A 17,564-nucleotide genomic window follows, 5' to 3' on the forward strand; every position below is an offset into this window, starting at 1 on the left:
GATGCGGTTTTCCCGGTCAGGGAAAAGAACATCCCCATTAATGTGAGAAACACCAACCACCCGGAAAAGCCGGGCACGATGATCATGAATGACTGTAGCGACTTAGACCAAGAGGATCCGCCGCACATCATCACCGGGATCACGGGCAAGCGGGACTTTACGGTGATCACCCTGGTTAAGTCGCATGCTTCTGCTGAGGCTGGCTTTTTGCGAAAGGCCTTGTCGATTTTTGAAAAGTACCAGGTGTCCATTGAAAGCGTGCCGGTGACCGTTGATACTTTTTCCATCGTGGTCCAAAGCAAGACCATTGAGAAAAAGCTCTACGAGATCATCTCTGAGCTGAAAAAAGAGCTCCACTTTGACGATGTGCAAGTGGAAAGCCACCTGGCCATGCTGGCTGTGGTTGGCCGGGCCATGCGGCGGGTGCCGGGGATGTCCGGCAAGCTCTTGTCGGTTCTAGGCGACCAGCAGATCAACATCCGAACCCTCAGCCAGGCCTGCGATGAGCAAAGCATCGTGATCGGGGTCGAAAACAAGGACTTTGGCAAGGCGATTCAAGCCATTTATCAACAATTTATTAGTGAAGAAAATAGAAAGCGTTAAAAAATAAATGAAGATTGGTATTTTAGGTGCAACTGGTGCCGTTGGCCGGCAAATGCTGGACTGTATTGCGGAAAGACAGATTCCTGCTGATGAAATCAGAGTTTTTGCCTCAAAGCGCTCTGAAGGCAAGAAAATTCCCTTTAAAGACCATGAATTGACAGTTGAAGTCGTCAGCCAAGAGCGCTTGAACGGCTTAGACTTTGTCCTGGGTGCCGTTTCTAACAGCCTGTCTAAGACCTACCGGCCAATGGTAGAAAAAAGCGGCGCCGTTTACATCGACAACAGCTCCGCCTTCCGTCAAGAAGAGGGCGTGCCACTGGTTGTGCCTGAAATCAACGGTGAAGATGCCTTGGCCCACCACGGCGTGATTGCCAACCCCAACTGCTCCACTGCCATTACCTTGATGGCCTTGGCCCCAATTGCCAAGCTGTCTAAGATCGTGGCCATTAACGCCTGCACCTACCAAGCCGTTTCTGGTGCCGGCATGAACGGGATCAAGGAACTGGAAGAAGAAGTTGACGCCTTGGCCAAGGGTGAAGCAGTTACTCCAAATGTTTTCCCAGCTCAGATTGCCTTTAACGTGATTGCCGATATCGGCAGCGAACTGGAAAATGGCTACACGACCGAAGAAATGAAGATGCAAAATGAAGGCCGCAAGATTCTTCACTTGCCAGATTTGAAGGTGACTTGCACCTGCGTTAGAGTGCCAGTTTACCGCTCCCACTCCATCAGCGCGACGGTGGTAACTGAAGACCACGTAAGCGTAGAGGATGCCAAGAAGACGATCGCTGCCTTTGAAGGGGACCACTTAGTTGTCGACCACACGCCAACGCCGCTTGAAAATTCCGACCATGACTTTGTCCAAGTTGGCCGCATCCGCCGGGACCTGATCAATGAAAATGGCTTGACCCTCTGGTGCACCGGGGACCAAATCCGCAAGGGCGCTGCCACCAACGCCGTCCAGATCATGGAATACCTGCTGGATCACGCCGAGTAAGAAAAAACAGATAGCAAAAAGGATTGAAGGCTAACTTCAATCCTTTTTGCTTTTTATTTGGCTTCGTAGTGGAAGCTTGGGTCAAGCTCGTTGTCCAGTTTTTGCCAGGTATCTTCTAGTTCTTGGTTGTACTTGGCTTCCGTTTCCGGCGTCAATTTGGTCTTGCGGTCGATATAAATGGGATCGCCGAAGTTGACTTCTAGACCTTTTCTCATGAGAACGCCCTTAAAGGTGATGGGTCCTTGGTAAACGACTGGCAAAAGGGGTCTGCCAGACATTCTGGCGATGACTAATGAACCAGATTTTAAAGATGCTGAGTGTCTAGTTCCAGATGGGAACATGATCAAAGACAAGCCTTCAGACTTTAGCCCCTTAACTGGAATCTTGATCACAGAAGGACCAGGGTGTTCCCGGTTAACTGGAAAAGCATGGGCATTTTTTAAGATCCAGCGAAGGACTGGATTTTTAAAAAGTTCCTGCTTGGCCATAAACATGAATTCATCTGGACTAGCTGCCAGGGCAAACAAGATGGGCTCCCACCAGGTCCGGTGCGGGGCAACCATGATGTAGGTGCCGTCAGGGATCCGTTCTTTATGGTGGACATGCAGGTGGCCGTTTAAGACCCAAACGATGAAGCGGGCGATTGGCCGAAAAATACGATAAAGCATAAAGTGACCTCCGAATGTAGTAAAATTATTATATCACACTTGAAATCAGAGCTAACAAACTGAAGACACTAGCAGAAAATTAGAGGAAAGACGAGTAAATATGGTTGAACTGAAAGACGGAGAGCGAATTGACTACATGCTGGGCGATCAGCTGAAAATCATCCAAGATGAGCATTCTTTTGCTTTTTCTTTAGATACCCTGCTCATGGCTTATTGGGCTAAACAGGCGATCAAGGACCGCTCGAAAGTGGTCGAGCTTTGCAGCGGCAACGGGGCAGCCAGCTTATACATGGCTGCTTTTAACCGTGCCCACTACGATGACGTTGAATTGCAGCCAGAGATTGTATCTAAGGCCGAGCGGTCAATTGAGCTGAACCATTTTGAAAACCGGATCAAGGTCTACCAGGGCAATGTCAAGGATGCGGGTAAATTTTTAAAAAAGGACAGCTATGACGTCGTAGTTGTTAATCCCCCATATTTTAAGGCCCCAGAAGGCCACTTGCTGAACCCCGACCGCTCCAAAGCCATTGCCCGCCATGAGCTGGAGATCAACCTGGAAGAGATTATCGAAGTCGCGTCAGGTCTTTTAAAAATGAAAGGGAAGATGTTCATGGTCCACCGGCCAGAGCGGCTGGGCGAAATCATCGCCTACGGCATGAAGCATGACCTGCCAGTTAAAAGCGTCCAGCCCTTTGTGTCAAGACGGGGGCAAGAGGCCAACCTGGTAATCGTTGAAGCAGTCAGAAACGGCAAGGCAGACGGCCTAGTCTTGCACGACGCCATTGAAGTCCATGAGGCTAGTGGCGAAAATACCCCGCAAATTAAGGAAATCTTGGAAGCACGAATCCCGAGTAAAGCAGAAAAGCACTACTTTTATGTCCTCCTTTGCGCTGATGGGACCTTTTACGGCGGCTACACCAACGATTTAAAGCACCGCCTGGAGATGCATAATTCCGGAAAAGGGGCCAAGTACACCAAGTCTAGACGGCCAGTCAAGATGATCTACCACGAAGAATTTGACGACAAGAAGCTAGCCATGAAGCGGGAATATTGGTTTAAGCATCACGACCGGGCTTGGAAGGAAAAATTCTTAAAAGAGCATCAAGTGGATTTTTAGTTAGTAAAAAATCTTATTGCTTTTTTAGGAAAAATTTGCTAAGCTAAAAAAGCGTGCAATCCACGCTAGAAATAACACATCAAGAGCGATCGGTCGTCAGGTGCCTTAACATCAGGTTGACGACTGAAATGAACGCTTGAGAGGAAATAACCTAGGAGGAATTTATTTATGTCAGTTGTATCTATGAAGCAATTGCTTGAAGCCGGCGTACACTTCGGCCACCAAACTAGAAGATGGGATCCTAAGATGAAGCCATACATCTTCACTCAAAGAAACGGGATCTATATCATCGACTTGCAAAAGACCATCAAGATGCTTGACGACGCCTACAACTACGTTAAGGCTGTTGCTCAAGACGACGGTGTTTTCTTGTTTGTTGGTACTAAGAAGCAAGCTCAAGAAGCAATCGCTGAAGAAGCTACTCGTGCAGGCCAATACTACGTTAACCAACGTTGGCTTGGTGGTACTTTGACTAACTGGACTACCATCCAAAGCCGGGTTAAGCGTCTGAAGGACCTCAAGAAGATGGCTGAAGACGGCACTTTTGATGTCTTGCCAAAGAAGGAAGTTGCCTTGCTCACTAAGGAAATGGACAAGCTGCAAAAGTTCTTGGGCGGTATCGAAGACATGCCTCGGATCCCAGACGTAATGTTCGTTGTTGACCCTAAGAAGGAAAAGATTGCCGTTCACGAAGCTAACAAGCTTGGCATTCCTGTTGTTGCCATGGTTGACACTAACACTGACCCAACTCCAATCGACGTTATCATCCCATCAAACGACGACGCTATCCGCGCTATCCGTTTGATCGCTGGTGCTATGGCTGATGCTATCATCGAAGGCAAGCAAGGCGCTGACAGCGAAGACGTTGAAAAGGAATTGTCTGAAAGTGCTGAAGAAGTTTCTAGCGAAGAAGTAGACGACGCTGAATAATTTGTCGTAAAATATCTTTGTAGAAAATAATTAATTTAGTGTGACCTGGAGGACATTTTATAATGGCTAACATTACTGCTAAGCAGGTTAAGGAATTACGTGAAACTACTGGCGCCGGTGTTATGGATGCCAAGAAGGCCCTTGTTGCCGCTGACGGTGACATGGAAAAGGCAATCCAAATCATCCACGAAAAGGGTATGGCTAAGGTAGCCAAGAAGGCTGACCGCGTTGCTGCGGAAGGTTTGACTGGTATCTACGTTGATGGCAACGTTGCTGCTGTTGTTGAAGTTAACTCAGAAACTGACTTCGTTGCTCAAAACGCTCAATTCCAAAGCTTGGTAAAGGAAGCTGCTGAAACTGTTGCCAAGGGCAAGCCAGCTACTAAGGAAGAAGCACTTGCTTTGATCACTCCATCTGGCGAAACTTTGGAAGCTGCTTTCGTTAACGCTACTGCAACTATCGGTGAAAAGATTTCATTCCGTCGTTTTGCAGTTCTGGAAAAGACCGACAGCCAACACTTTGGTGCTTACCAACACAACGGTGGCCGCATCGGTGTTGTAACTGTTTTGGACGGCGGCGATGAAACGATCGCTAAGCACATTGCCATGCACATTGCCGCAATGAAGCCTTCTGTTTTGTCATACAAGGATCTTGACCCAGCCTTCGTACACGAAGAATTGGCTCAATTGAACCACAAGATCGACCAAGACAACGAATCACGTGCATTGGTTAACAAGCCAGCTTTGCCACACTTGAAGTACGGCTCAAAGGCGCAATTGACTGACGAAGTTATTGCCCAAGCTGAAGCCGACATCAAGGAAGAATTGAAGGCAGAAGGCAAGCCAGAAAACATCTGGGACAAGATCATCCCAGGCAAGATGGCTCGTTTCATGCTTGACAACACTAAGGTTGACCAAGAACAAACTTTGCTTGCTCAAGTTTACATCATGGACGACAGCAAGACTGTTGAACAATACCTTGACTCAATCAACGCTTCAGTTGTAGAATTCGTTCGTTTCGAAGTCGGCGAAGGCATCGAAAAGAAGCAAGAAGACTTTGCTGCTGAAGTTGCTGCACAAATGAAGAACTAATTTCTTCTAGCTAGGAAAAGGATGGGATAACCCATCCTTTTTTTATGCAATTTTTTTCTTAAGTCTGGCAAGAAAGATGACAATTTTTGCTTAAGCACTTAAAATAGAGAAGACAGCGTGTCGATTTATGGTAAAATAGTTAGAGCAAATTAGGAGGGCATTATGAGTCAAGTTAAATATCATCGTATCATTTTGAAAATTTCTGGTGAAGCCTTAGCAGGCGAAAAGGGCACTGGCATTGATCCAGTTGTGATCAAGAAGCTGGCCCAAGAAATCAAGCTGGTTCACGACATGGGCGTGCAAATCGGCGTTGTCTGCGGCGGCGGCAACATGTGGCGCGGGGAAACCGGCGCCAAGCTGGGCATGGAAAGAGCTCAAGCTGACTACATGGGGATGCTGGCGACCATCATGAACGGCCTGGCCTTGCAAGATGGCCTGGAAACTGCCGGCGTACCAACTAGATTGCAAACTTCAATCTCCATGCGGCAAGTTGCTGAACCTTACATCAGACGCGTTGCCATCAGCCACTTGGAAAAGAACCGCGTTGTGATCTTTGGTGGTGGTACGGGTAACCCTTACTTCTCAACTGACACGACTGCTGCCTTGAGAGCAGCTGAAATCGGCGCTGACGTGATCTTGATGGCCAAAAACGGCGTTGACGGCGTCTACACGGCTGATCCAAACCTTGATCCAGAAGCCAAGAAGTTTGCCGAATTGACCCAATTGGACATGATCTCCAAGGGTCTGCAGGTTATGGACAGAACTGCCAGCTCCCTGTCAATGGATACTCACATTCCATTGATCGTCTTCAACATCAACACTCCAGGCAACATCAAGCGGGTTGTTGAAGGGGAAAACATCGGGACGATTATTAGAGGTGATAAATAATGAACAACGAAATTATTGAAAAAGCCAAGAGCAACATGGCCAAGTCAATCGACGTCTACCAAAGCAACTTGGCTACGGTGCGGGCCGGCGTTGCCAACGCTTCCTTGCTTGACCGCGTCATGGTTGAATACTACGGCGTGCCAACTCCTTTGACCCAAATGGCTGGGGTAACCATCCCAGAACCGCGGGTGTTGATGATCACTCCTTATGACAAGAGCTCCCTGAACAACATCGAACACGCTATCTTGGCTTCAGACCTGGGCTTAACTCCAGCTAACGACGGTAACGTAATTCGCTTGGTTATTCCGCAATTGACTGGTGAACGCCGTCAAGAAATTGCCAAGGAAGTCGGCAAGCTGGCTGAAGAAGCCAAGATTGCGGTCCGCAACGTTCGCCAAGAAGCCATGAAGGCCTTGAAGAAATCTGAAAAAGATGGCGACTTGACTGAAGACGAAGAAAGACGCCTGGAAAAGGACGTGCAAAAGGTTACTGACGACGCTACCAAGAAGATCGATCAAATGGCTGACAACAAGCGCAAGGAAATTACGCAAGGGTAACCGATGAGCGAAGTAAAAGAATTAAACCATTTAGCCATCATCATGGATGGCAACGGCCGCTGGGCCAAGAAGCGGCACATGCCCCGTTTTATGGGCCACAAGGCCGGAATGGACAATGTCGAAAAAATTGCTTTAGCAGCTGATGAGTTGGGAATTAAAGTCCTGACTCTTTATGCTTTTTCAACCGAAAACTGGGCCCGGCCCAAAGACGAGGTTAACTACCTGATGAACTTGCCAGTCAAGTTTTTTGACAAGTTTATGCCGCGTCTGCAGGCACACAATGTTAAGGTCAACATCATGGGCTACCTGGATGAATTGCCAGAATCAACTAGAAATGTGGTTGAGCGGGCGATGAAGGAAACGGCTAATAACACGGGCCTCATCTTAAACTTTGCCTTCAACTATGGCTCAAGAAAAGAGATTGTTTCTGCGGTTAAGAAGATTGCCGAAAAAGCTGTTGCCGGCGAGCTGGACCCAAGTGCTATTGACGAAGACTTGGTCAGCGCGAACCTGATGACGGCTCAGTTTGCCCCATATAGCGATCCAGACCTCCTCATTCGAACTTCTGGCGAGCAGCGGATCAGCAACTTTTTGCTTTGGCAATTAGCTTATTCAGAACTGGCCTTTACCGACAAGGCTTGGCCAGATTTCGATGAAAAAGATTTAGCAGATATGGTTAAGATTTACCAAGGCCGCCACCGCCGCTTTGGCAAATTAGATGAAACAGATAGTTAGGTTTTATGAAACAAAGAGTTATTACGGCAATTATTGCTTTATTGATTTTTATTCCGATCCTCTTAGCGGGCGGAATGTGGATTGACTGGTTAGCAGCGATTTTGGCAGCAATCGGGATCAGCGAAGTCTTTTTGATGAAAAAGCAAATCCTGGTATCAGTCGACTTTACCTTAGCCTGCTTGGCAACCTTGACCTGGACGGTACCAAGTGCCTTCTTTAACTTCTTGCCTCCACACTGGAGCAAGTGGGGCATCTTCTACGCCTTGGTCATGCTCTTATTGACCTGGACCGTGTTGTCTAAGAATAAGACTACTTTTGATGACATCGGTGTTTATGTCTTGTCCAGCCTGTACATCGGCACGGGCTTCCACTACTTGGCAGCGCTGCGTAACAGCGGGACTTACGGCTTGTGGCGGATCCTCTTTGCCTTTATCGTCGTCTGGACGACGGACACGGCAGCTTACATGGTTGGCCGCAAGCTGGGCAAGCACAAGCTCTGGCCAGTGATCAGCCCAAACAAGACTTGGGAAGGTTCGATCGGCGCCGTCATTATTGCAGTCATCATTTCAGCCATCTATGTCAACTTGGTGCCAATGGGGGCTGACAAGACCACTTTGATCATTGCTTCCTTCTTCTTGTCCATCGTGGGCCAGATGGGGGACTTGGTCGAATCTGCCTACAAGCGTTTCTACGGCGTCAAGGACTCAGGCAAGATCTTGCCAGGGCACGGCGGGATCTTAGACCGCTTTGACAGTACCCTGTTTGTCTTGCCAATCGTGGCTTTGATCTTTGGGATTTAGGAGGACCTTGTGAAAAGTATTCTGGCTTTTATCATCATTTTTGGCTTGGTAGTCTTTGTCCATGAATTTGGACACTTCTTTGTGGCGAAAAAGGCCGGAATTTTGGTTCGGGAATTTTCGATCGGCATGGGACCAAAACTGGTTCAGTGGCGGCGGACCCAAACCACTTACACCATTCGCTGGCTGCCCCTCGGCGGCTATGTCCGCTTGGCTGGCCGCGACGAGCAAAGCGAGATTGATCCTGGGACCGCTATTGTCGTCCAATTTGGCGATGACGGCAAGGTCAACCGGATCGATGCTTCTGAAGCCGACCTGCCGATTGAAGGGACCCCGCTCAGAGTGATCAAGGCCGACTTGGTCGACGCTTTAACCATTACCGGCTATGAAAATGGCGACGAAGATAAAGAGGTTACCTACCAGGTGGATCATGATGCCACCATTATTGACGATTCCGGAACAGAGCTGCAGATTGCCCCGCGCGACACCCAGCTCCAAGAAGCCAAGCCTTGGAAAAAGATTGCAGTCAGCTTTGCTGGGCCCTTTATGAACGTGGTCTTGGGTTTTGTTGTCTTGTTCATCTACAGCTTTGCGGCCACTGGCCCAGCCACCACGACGATTGGTCAAGTAACGGCTAATTCGCCGGCACAGACTGTCTTAAAGAAAAACGACCAGATCTTGGCCGTTAATGGGCAAAAGACTGCTACTTTTGAAGCAGTGAGTGAAGAAATCTCTGCTTCCAAGGGCAAGACCATCACTTTTAAGGTCAAGAGAAGCGGGTCGGTCAAGACCGTGAAGGTCAAACCAAAGTATTCTAAGACCACCAAGTCTTATATCGTCGGCATCGTGGCTAAGCCCGACAATTCCTTTGGAGCCAAGGCCAAGCGCGGCTGGCAGCTGAGCTGGCAGGTGACAGGGATGATCTTCCAGGCTCTAGGCAACCTCTTTAAGCACTTTAGCCTGAACAAGTTGTCAGGACCAGTCGGCATTTACTCTGAAACCTCTAAAGCCACCAGTATGGGCTTGACCTACATGCTAGCCTTTGTCGGGATGCTGTCGATCAACTTAGGGATCGTCAACTTGATTCCAATTCCGGGTCTAGACGGCGGCAAGCTCTTGCTAGAGATCATTGAACTAATCCTGGGACACCCAATCTCAGAAGAACATGAAACGCTTGTCGACTTAATCGGGGTGGTCTTCTTATTGCTCCTGATCATCGCGGTTACTGGCAACGACATTTATCGCTACTTTATCAAGTAATTCCTAAAAGAAGCATACAAACTAAATTAGGAGAAATTTTACTCATGCGTCAAACTATTTTTTTCATGCCAACTCTTAAGGAAACCCCAGCTGATGCGGTTGCTAAAAGTCACCAAGTCATGCTGCGCGGAGGCTACATCCGCCAGGTTACGGCCGGTGTTTATGCCTACTTGCCACTTGGCTACAAGGTCTTAAGAAAGACTGAAAAGATCATCGAAGAAGAAATGGCCAATGCCGGCGTTGTCGAAATGATCATGCCGCACATGCTGCCAGCTTCCATGTGGGAAGAATCAGGCCGTTTGCCAAAGTACGGTCCAGAAATGTTCCGCTTGAAGGACCGCCACGGCCGGGAAATGCTTTTGGGGCCAACCCACGAAGAAACCTTTACCGAAGTGGTTGCCAAGTCCATCAAGTCTTACAAGCAAATGCCGCTTCACCTTTACCAAATCCAAACCAAGTTTAGAGACGAAAACCGTCCTCGCTTTGGCTTGCTTCGTGGCCGGGAATTCGTGATGCTGGATGGCTACAGCTTTGCGGCTACCCGGGAACAATTGGACCAGCAGTTCGAAGATGAAAAGGCCGCATACCTGCGCATCTTCAAGCGGACTGGCGTTGAGGTGCGTCCAGTTATCGCCGACTCCGGCACCATGGGCGGGAAGAACTCAACTGAATTCCAAGCTCCAGCCGCTGTTGGTGAAGACACCATTGCTACTAACGCTTCCGGTACTTACGCAGCCAACTTGGAAATGGCGGTCAGCGTTGATACCTTTAAGCAAGAGCAAGAAGACTTGAAGGCCATGGAAAAGGTTGCTACGCCAGACTGCGACAGCATCGAAAAATTGACTGCCTTCTTGAAGGTGCCAGCAACTAGAATCGTTAAGAGCATTCTTTACATTGCTGACGAAAAGAAGAAGGTTCTGGTTTTGATTCGCGCTGACAAGGAAATCAACGAAGTTAAGTTGACTCACCTTTTGGACTGCGACAGCCTCCGCATCGCTGAAAATGCTGAACTGGCTGAATTGACCGGTGCTGAAAAGGGCGGCGTTGGTCCGGTTAATGCTGACTGGGCAGACGAAATCGTTGCCGATGAAACGGTTAAGGGCCTTTACAACGTAGTTGTTGGGGCCGGTGAAACCGACTACCAATTCGTCAACGCTAACCTTGACCGGGACTTCAAGGTTGACCAATTCGCTGATTTGCGCATTGCCAACGAAGGCGAACCAGACCCAGTCAATGGTGAACCATTGCAATTCACCACTTCCATTGAAGTTGGTCACATCTTCAAGCTTGGTACCTACTACACGGAAACCATGGGTGCCAACTTCTTGGACCAAAACGGCAAGACCCAGCCAGTCATCATGGGCTCATACGGGATCGGGGTTACCCGCCTTTTGTCAGCTGTCGTTGAACAACACGCTACTGAAAACGGCGTGGCTTGGCCAAAGGAAATTGCACCATTTGGCATCCACATCATTCAAATGAAGATGAAGGATGAAATTCAAACCAAGCTGGCTGAAGACCTGGAAGCCAAGTACGCTAAGTACGACGTCCTTTACGATGACCGTAACGAACGTCCAGGTGTCAAGTTTAACGATGCCGACTTGGTTGGGGCTCCAATCAGAATTACGGTTGGCCGCGACGCTGCTGATGGTGTGGTTGAAGTCAAGCGCCCAAGCGATGACAGTGCTCAAAAGGTCGCTGTTACCGATTTGGACGATTACATTTCTAGCGTATTAGATTAGGATTGAAAACTCGTGACTGATAAAAACGAACTTTTACGTAAGCTTTTAAAGCAAGTAAACTTCCCGCTGAACGGGGAAGATGGGGCGCTTTTACAGGCAGGAGAGATTAAAAACGTGGATGTCTACAGTCAAGAACGTCGGTGGGATATCCACGTTTTTTTTGATACTCCCCTCCAATTTGTAACCTACAACGCCTTAAACACTGCAATCAAGAATGAATTTGCCGACTTTGTCGACGTTAGCCTCTATGTAGAAACGGCTGATGGCAGTCAGCAGCACCTGCCAGAATACTGGCATTATGCTGTTGAAAATTCGCAGGTTTTATCTAGTCAGCCGGCCGCCCAAAACTTTTTGGCCGAGCAAACGCCGCGCCTGGACAGCCAGCGCTGGGTAATCCCGGTAAATGGTGAGCTGATGGACAAGATGCTGGAACAGCAGCTGCTTGACTCATTTTCACTAGAGCTGCGCAACTATGGCTTTTTCAATGTGAAATTGCTGACCGAAGTGTCCAGTCAAGGCAGCCAAAGCGACTTTGACAGTTTGGCACAATTAGTTGAAGCCCATGAAAAAAGCATGCAGCAGGCCTTCCAAAATGCCCCGGCTAAGCCCAAGCCAAAGCCCCAGTCCAAATATCCAGCCCGGCGGGGCAAGCGGACGGCCTTTGGTCCAGGCGCCATTGCCGAAAATGCTGAAATTACCCAGCTGAAGGATCTGTCAGAAGACCAGCGGAGCGCAGTTGTTGAAGGCCACGTCTTTAAGGCTGAAATGCAGGAACTGCGGTCAGGCTCCTTTATTTTTACCGGGGAAATGACCGACTACACTAGCTCTATTTCCTTTAAAAAGTTTGTCCGGGACTCAGATAAAGACGAAATCGAATACCTGCAAGGGGTCAAGCCTGGTACCTGGATCAAGATGCAGGGGAGCCTAAAGGATGACCCTTACGCGCACGATCTGGTCTTCAACATCTACAGCATGGAATTGACCAAGCACATTGGCCGGCAGGAGACTTATGAAGGCGAAGACAAGCACGTTGAGCTTCACGTCCACACCAACATGAGCCAGCTGGATGCGACCGCTGACGTCAAAGACATCATCCAAACCGCCAAATCCTTTGGCCAAAAGGCAATCGGGATTACCGACCACGCTGACCTCCAGGCCCTGCCAAACGCCTTTGAAGCCGGCAAAAAGGCCGGGATCAAGGTCATCATGGGTCTTGAAGCCAACATGGTGGATGATCATGGCCTGCTGGTTTTAAACCCCGCCTCGATGAAGTATGAAGACCAAGAATTCGTCATCTTCGACGTGGAAACGACAGGCTTGTCATCTGTTTACGATACCATCATCGAAATTGGGGCCGTTAAGATGAAGAATGGGGAAGTGATTGAGCGCTTTGACAAGTTCATCAACCCCCACCACCCGCTGTCAGAAGCGACGATCAACTTGACTTCTATTACCGATGACATGGTACAGGCAGCCGATGACGAAGACGTGGTCATCAAGCAGTTTATGGACTTCTACGGCGATGACCCCCTGTGCGGCCACAATGTTCAATTTGACGTGGGCTTTGTCAATGCCGCATTAAGAAGAAACAATTTGCCGGAAATCAGCCAGCCGGTTGTCGACACCTTGGAAGTATCTAGACTGCTCCACCCTGAACAAGCCCGGCATACTCTGGATTCGCTTTGCCGCAAGTACAATGTCGTCTTAGAGCACCACCACCGGGCCAACCAAGACGCTGAAGCAACTGGCTATTTGATGTTTAAGCTGCTGGATGCCTTTAATGCCAAGTACGGCGAAGATGATCTGGGCAAGATGAACGACTACAGCAACGGCGAAGGCTACAAGCGGGCTCGGCCGACTCATACGACCATCTTGGCCTTGAACCAAAAGCCAGGATTACGGAATTTGTATGAACTTGTTTCCCTGGCCGGGATCAAGTACAACTACAAGGGTCTAAGAACGCCAAAATCTGAACTGAGACGCCTCCACGCTGGCCTTTTATATGGTTCTGCCTGCAGCCAGGGCGAAGTCTTTATTGCTATGATGCAAAAGGGCTATGAAGAAGCTAAAAAGAAGGCAGAATTCTATGACTTCTTGGAAATTCAGCCGCCATCCAACTATGAAGACTTGATCAATGACGGTTTGATCAAGGACGAAGCCCAGCTGGAAGAAATCCTGACCAATATCTACAAACTGGGCAAGGAATTAGGCAAGCCAGTGGTCGCAACTAGCGATAGCCACTATATCGAAAAGCATGAGGCGGTTTACCGCGATGTCTTGCTGGCCGCCCAAAGGGCCAACCCCAACCGGAATAAAAAGCACCCAGATTTGCACTTTTACACGACTCAGGAAATGCTGGATGAATTTGCCTTTTTGGGTGAGGACGTCGCTAAAGAAATCGTCATCACCAATCCTAATAAGATCGCGGACATGGCTGAACAGGTGCAGCCAGTTCAAGACGAATCCTTCCCGCCAAAGATTCCGCATACGGCTGAGCAGGTGCGGCAATTGACCTATGACAAGGCTCACGAATTATACGGCGATCCCTTGCCAGAGAATATTGAAGCGCGCCTAAAGCGCGAACTTGATTCCATCATTGGTAACGGGTACGGGGTTGTTTACCTGATTTCTCAAAAATTGGTAGCCAAGTCAGTTAAAGACGGCTACTTGGTTGGTTCCCGGGGCTCTGTTGGGTCTAGTCTTGTGGCGACCATGATGGGGATCACTGAGATCAACCCAATGCCGCCGCACTACCGCTGTCCAAAGTGCAAGTACTCCAAGTTCTTTGAAAATGGGGAATATGCATCCGGCTTTGACCTGCCAGATGAAAAGTGTCCAAATTGCGGCACCATGATGGTCAAGGATGGGCAAAACATCCCATTTGAAACCTTCTTGGGCTTCCACGGTGACAAGGTGCCCGACATCGACTTGAACTTCTCAGGTGACTACCAGCCAGTTGCCCACAACTTCATCAGGGTTATGTTTGGTCCTAACCACTCCTTTAAGGCCGGTACGGTAGGTACTTTGGCCGATAAAAAGGCGATCGGCTATGCCAAGCACTACCAAGACGAGCACCCTGAGCTGAAGATGAACAACGCAGAAGTTGACCGCCTGGCTATCGGGGTTACCGGGGTCAAGGCGACGACTGGGCAGCACCCAGCCGGGATCGTCGTTTTGCCAGACGACAAGGACATCTATGAACTGACACCTTTGCAGTACCCATCAGACGACACAAGCAAGGAGTGGAAGACGACTCACTTTGACTTCCACCAGATCCACGACAACCTCTTGAAGTTCGACATCCTGGGTCACCAAGATCCAACCATGATTAGAATGCTGCAGGACTTGTCCGGGATTGACCCGGTTACGGTGCCAACCGATGACCCAAAGGTTATGTCGCTTTTCTCTAGCCCAGAAGCCCTAGGCGTGACCCCAGAGCAGATTAATTCTAAAACCGGGACCTTGGGCTTGCCGGAATTCGGGACGCCCTTTGTTAGAGGGATGCTGGAAGAAACACACCCGTCAACTTTTGCCGAACTCTTGCAGATTTCTGGGCTGTCACACGGGACGGACGTGTGGCTGGGCAATGCCGAAGAACTGATCAATAATGGGACCTGCACCTTGAAAGAGGTAATCGGCTGCCGGGACAACATCATGACCGACTTGATCCACTGGGGCGTGCCTAACGAAGTCGCCTTTTGGACCATGGAAACCGTTCGTAAGGGGAAGGGGATTTCTGACGAGAACATGGCGGTCTTGAAGGAAAACAAGAATATTCCAGATTGGTACATTCCATCTTGCTTGAAGATCAAGTACATGTTTCCTAAGGCCCACGCGGCTGCCTACATCCTGATGGCCCTGCGGGTTGCCTGGTTCAAGGTCTACTACCCAGAAGTCTACTACGCAGCCTACTTCTCAGTTAGAGCGGACAAGGTTGACCTGGAAGCCATGAGTCATGGCAAAAATTCTGTCATGGCCCTGATTGGCCGGATCAAGGAAAAGGGCAACGCCGCCACCAAGCTGGAAAAGGACCTGCAAACCTACATGGAACTGGTTAACGAAGCTATCGAGCGCGGGATCAACTTTAAGATGGTCGACATTAATGAATCTGAAGCCACGACCTACAAGATCGTGGACGAGCACACCATCTTGGCGCCGTTTAACGCCGTTGATGGCCTGGGTGACTCTGCCGCCAAGCAGATCGTTGCTGCCCGCAGTGAAGCGCCATTTTTGTCAAAGGAAGACTTGCAGGTAAGAGGCAAGGTATCACAGAAGATCATGGACTTCTTTGAGGTCAACAATGTTTTGGAAGGGATGCCGGACCAGAATCAGCTGTCTTTATTCTAGACAAGAAGCACTAACTCTTTACAAGTTGCGTAAAGTGTGATATATTTTCTTTAGTTCGAATAAAGTAAATTCGAGTGAGCAGGGATGCTCACTCTTTTTATTACGGAGGAAAATTTTGCCAAAAAACTTAGCAAAAATCGAAGAAGCAATCGAACCCGTGATCAGCGACAATGGCTGTGAACTGGTGGATTTGGAATATGTAAAAGAAAAGAGCCAAGATTACTTGCGAATCTATGTCGACAAGCAGCCAGGCGGAATTGACATTGAAACGATTGCAGATCTGAGTGAGTTGGTTGGAGAAAAATTAGACTCATTAGTACCTGATCCCTTGCCAGACCCCTACATTTTGGAACTTTCTTCACCTGGGCTTGAGCGGCCAATCAAGAAAGACGCCGACTGGGAAAAGGCCAAGGACCAATACATCCATGTTGGTCTTTACCAAAAGCTGGAAGGCGAAAAGGTCTTTGAAGGCTTTTTACGGGACATTGACGAGGAAAACCTTCAGCTTGAAATCAAGATCAAGACGAGACGCAAGCTCATTACTATTCCCCGTAAGCAAGTAGCTAACGCGCGTTTTGCAATCGAATTTTAGAAAGAGTGACCCAAAACTTATGTCAAAAGAAATGCTAGAAGCCTTTGATGTCTTAGAAAAGACCAAGGGCATCAAACAAGAAGTAATCGTTGAAGCCATGAAGGCAGCTTTGGCAGCGGCCTACAAAAAGAACTATGGCCAAGCCGAAAACGTGGAAATCGACTTCAATGAAAAGAAGGGCGACTTCAAGGTTATGGCCATCAAGACGGTCGTTGACGAAGTCCAAGACGAACGCGTGGAAGTCAGCTTGAAGGACGCCTTGGCCATCAATCGGGCCTACGAAGTTGGCGACACGATCAAGTTTGAAGTAACGCCAAAGAACTTCGGCAGAACCGCTGCGGCAACCGCCAAGCAAGTCGTAATGCAAAGACTCCGCGAAGCTGAAAATGCCCACATCGTCAACGAATACTCCCAATACGAAGACGAGCTGGTAACGGGGACTGTTGAAAGAACCGACAACCGCTTTGTCTACGTGATGATCGGCAACGTTGAAGCTGTCATGGACATCAAGCACGACACCATTCCTGGCGAACACTACAACCCACAAGACAAGGTCCGTGTTTTGGTAACCAAGGTTGGGGCTGACGGCAAGGGTGCCCAAATCCGGGTCTCACGGACTGCACCTGATGTCGTTAAGCGACTTTTTGAACAAGAAGTTCCAGAAATCTTTGACGGCACGGTTGAAATTATGTCTATTGCCAGAGAAGCCGGCGAAAGAACCAAGATTGCCGTTAAGTCTAACGACCCTAACATCGATCCTGTTGGGACCTGCGTTGGCCCAAGAGGGACCCGTGTTCAAAACGTGGTTAACGAATTAGGCGGGGAAAACATCGACATCGTGCAATACGAAGACGACCCATCCGACTACATCGCTAACGCCTTGAACCCAGCTGAAGTCATCGCCGTTCAATTTGAAGATGATGAAGACGAAAAGAAGGCCTTTGTCATCGTGCCTGACTATCAATTGTCCTTGGCCATCGGCAAGAAGGGGCAAAACGTTCGTCTGGCTGCTCGACTTACTGGCTACAAGATCGACATTCGTCCAGAATCAGAAGTCGAATTCGTTGACGAAAGCGACGTTGAAGACGATGATGTAGAAGCAGAAGGCTCAGTTGAAGCTGAGAGCGTAGAAACTGCTGAAGACAATGATTCTTCAGTAGAAGCAGCTGCAGAAGACCTTGATGACAACGCTGAAGCAGCTGACGAAGACGCCACTGATGATGAAGAAGAATAGGTGATT

At 48.8% G+C, this 17,564-nt stretch carries 15 protein-coding genes; 14 read left to right on the plus strand and 1 reads right to left on the minus strand.

Annotated elements, in window-relative coordinates:
• Together ACI4WN_RS03600 and ACI4WN_RS03605 are read left to right on the plus strand one after the other, a co-directional pair.
• Positions 1 to 603 (plus strand): ACT domain-containing protein (locus tag ACI4WN_RS03600; RefSeq protein ID WP_439776996.1); only part of this gene is annotated, 603 nt, incomplete at its 5' end.
• Positions 604 to 610: 7 nt separating this feature from the next.
• Positions 611 to 1,600, plus strand: coding sequence for an aspartate-semialdehyde dehydrogenase (locus ACI4WN_RS03605; RefSeq protein WP_439776997.1), 990 nt, complete (start codon positions 611 to 613; stop codon positions 1,598 to 1,600).
• A 53-nt stretch (positions 1,601 to 1,653) separates the two neighbouring features.
• Here the strand turns inward: ACI4WN_RS03605 and ACI4WN_RS03610 are convergent, their stop codons facing one another.
• Complete coding sequence (locus tag ACI4WN_RS03610; protein ID WP_439776998.1) at positions 1,654 to 2,268, minus strand: lysophospholipid acyltransferase family protein; 615 nt, start codon at positions 2,266 to 2,268, stop codon at positions 1,654 to 1,656.
• Between the two features lie 100 nt (positions 2,269 to 2,368).
• Between ACI4WN_RS03610 and ACI4WN_RS03615 the strand changes: the two genes are divergently transcribed.
• The 12 genes from ACI4WN_RS03615 to nusA all read left to right on the plus strand — a co-directional run bounded on the left by ACI4WN_RS03615 (position 2,369) and on the right by nusA (position 17,558).
• Entirely contained in the window at positions 2,369 to 3,385 is a 1,017-nt protein-coding gene (locus ACI4WN_RS03615; protein WP_439776999.1) for a GIY-YIG nuclease family protein, read from the plus strand.
• Between the two features lie 168 nt (positions 3,386 to 3,553).
• A complete protein-coding gene (gene rpsB / locus ACI4WN_RS03620) occupies positions 3,554 to 4,315 on the plus strand; it encodes a 30S ribosomal protein S2 (protein ID WP_439777000.1) in 762 nt (253 codons plus the stop codon).
• A 62-nt stretch (positions 4,316 to 4,377) separates the two neighbouring features.
• On the plus strand, positions 4,378 to 5,406 hold the full coding sequence (gene tsf / locus ACI4WN_RS03625) for a translation elongation factor Ts (protein WP_439777001.1): 1,029 nt from the start codon (positions 4,378 to 4,380) through the stop codon (positions 5,404 to 5,406).
• Between the two features lie 162 nt (positions 5,407 to 5,568).
• Positions 5,569 to 6,294: a UMP kinase gene (pyrH, locus tag ACI4WN_RS03630; RefSeq protein ID WP_439777002.1), complete on the plus strand. Its 726-nt coding sequence runs from the start codon at positions 5,569 to 5,571 to the stop codon at positions 6,292 to 6,294.
• Entirely contained in the window at positions 6,294 to 6,851 is a 558-nt protein-coding gene (gene frr, locus ACI4WN_RS03635) for a ribosome recycling factor (protein WP_008459878.1), read from the plus strand. The genes pyrH and frr overlap by 1 nt, the downstream gene beginning before the upstream one ends.
• 3 nt (positions 6,852 to 6,854) lie before the next feature.
• Complete coding sequence (locus tag ACI4WN_RS03640) at positions 6,855 to 7,586, plus strand: isoprenyl transferase (RefSeq protein ID WP_439777003.1); 732 nt, start codon at positions 6,855 to 6,857, stop codon at positions 7,584 to 7,586.
• Between the two features lie 5 nt (positions 7,587 to 7,591).
• Positions 7,592 to 8,386, plus strand: a complete 795-nt coding sequence (locus tag ACI4WN_RS03645) for a phosphatidate cytidylyltransferase (protein ID WP_439777004.1) — start codon at positions 7,592 to 7,594, stop codon at positions 8,384 to 8,386.
• Positions 8,387 to 8,395: 9 nt separating this feature from the next.
• The gene (rseP, locus tag ACI4WN_RS03650) at positions 8,396 to 9,643 is read left to right on the plus strand and encodes an RIP metalloprotease RseP (RefSeq protein WP_439777005.1); all 1,248 of its coding nucleotides are present in this window, start codon (positions 8,396 to 8,398) and stop codon (positions 9,641 to 9,643) included.
• 44 nt (positions 9,644 to 9,687) lie between these two features.
• On the plus strand, positions 9,688 to 11,385 hold the full coding sequence (locus tag ACI4WN_RS03655; RefSeq protein WP_439777006.1) for a proline--tRNA ligase: 1,698 nt from the start codon (positions 9,688 to 9,690) through the stop codon (positions 11,383 to 11,385).
• A 12-nt stretch (positions 11,386 to 11,397) separates the two neighbouring features.
• A complete protein-coding gene (locus ACI4WN_RS03660) occupies positions 11,398 to 15,732 on the plus strand; it encodes a PolC-type DNA polymerase III (RefSeq protein WP_439777007.1) in 4,335 nt (1,444 codons plus the stop codon).
• Between the two features lie 115 nt (positions 15,733 to 15,847).
• On the plus strand, positions 15,848 to 16,324 hold the full coding sequence (rimP, locus tag ACI4WN_RS03665; RefSeq protein WP_439777008.1) for a ribosome maturation factor RimP: 477 nt from the start codon (positions 15,848 to 15,850) through the stop codon (positions 16,322 to 16,324).
• Positions 16,325 to 16,343: 19 nt separating this feature from the next.
• A complete protein-coding gene (gene nusA, locus ACI4WN_RS03670; RefSeq protein ID WP_439777009.1) occupies positions 16,344 to 17,558 on the plus strand; it encodes a transcription termination factor NusA in 1,215 nt (404 codons plus the stop codon).
• The last annotated feature ends 6 nt before the right edge of the window (positions 17,559 to 17,564 follow it).

Source organism: Lactobacillus sp., assembly GCF_051893255.1.
Taxonomy (GTDB): Bacteria; Bacillota; Bacilli; order Lactobacillales; family Lactobacillaceae; genus Lactobacillus.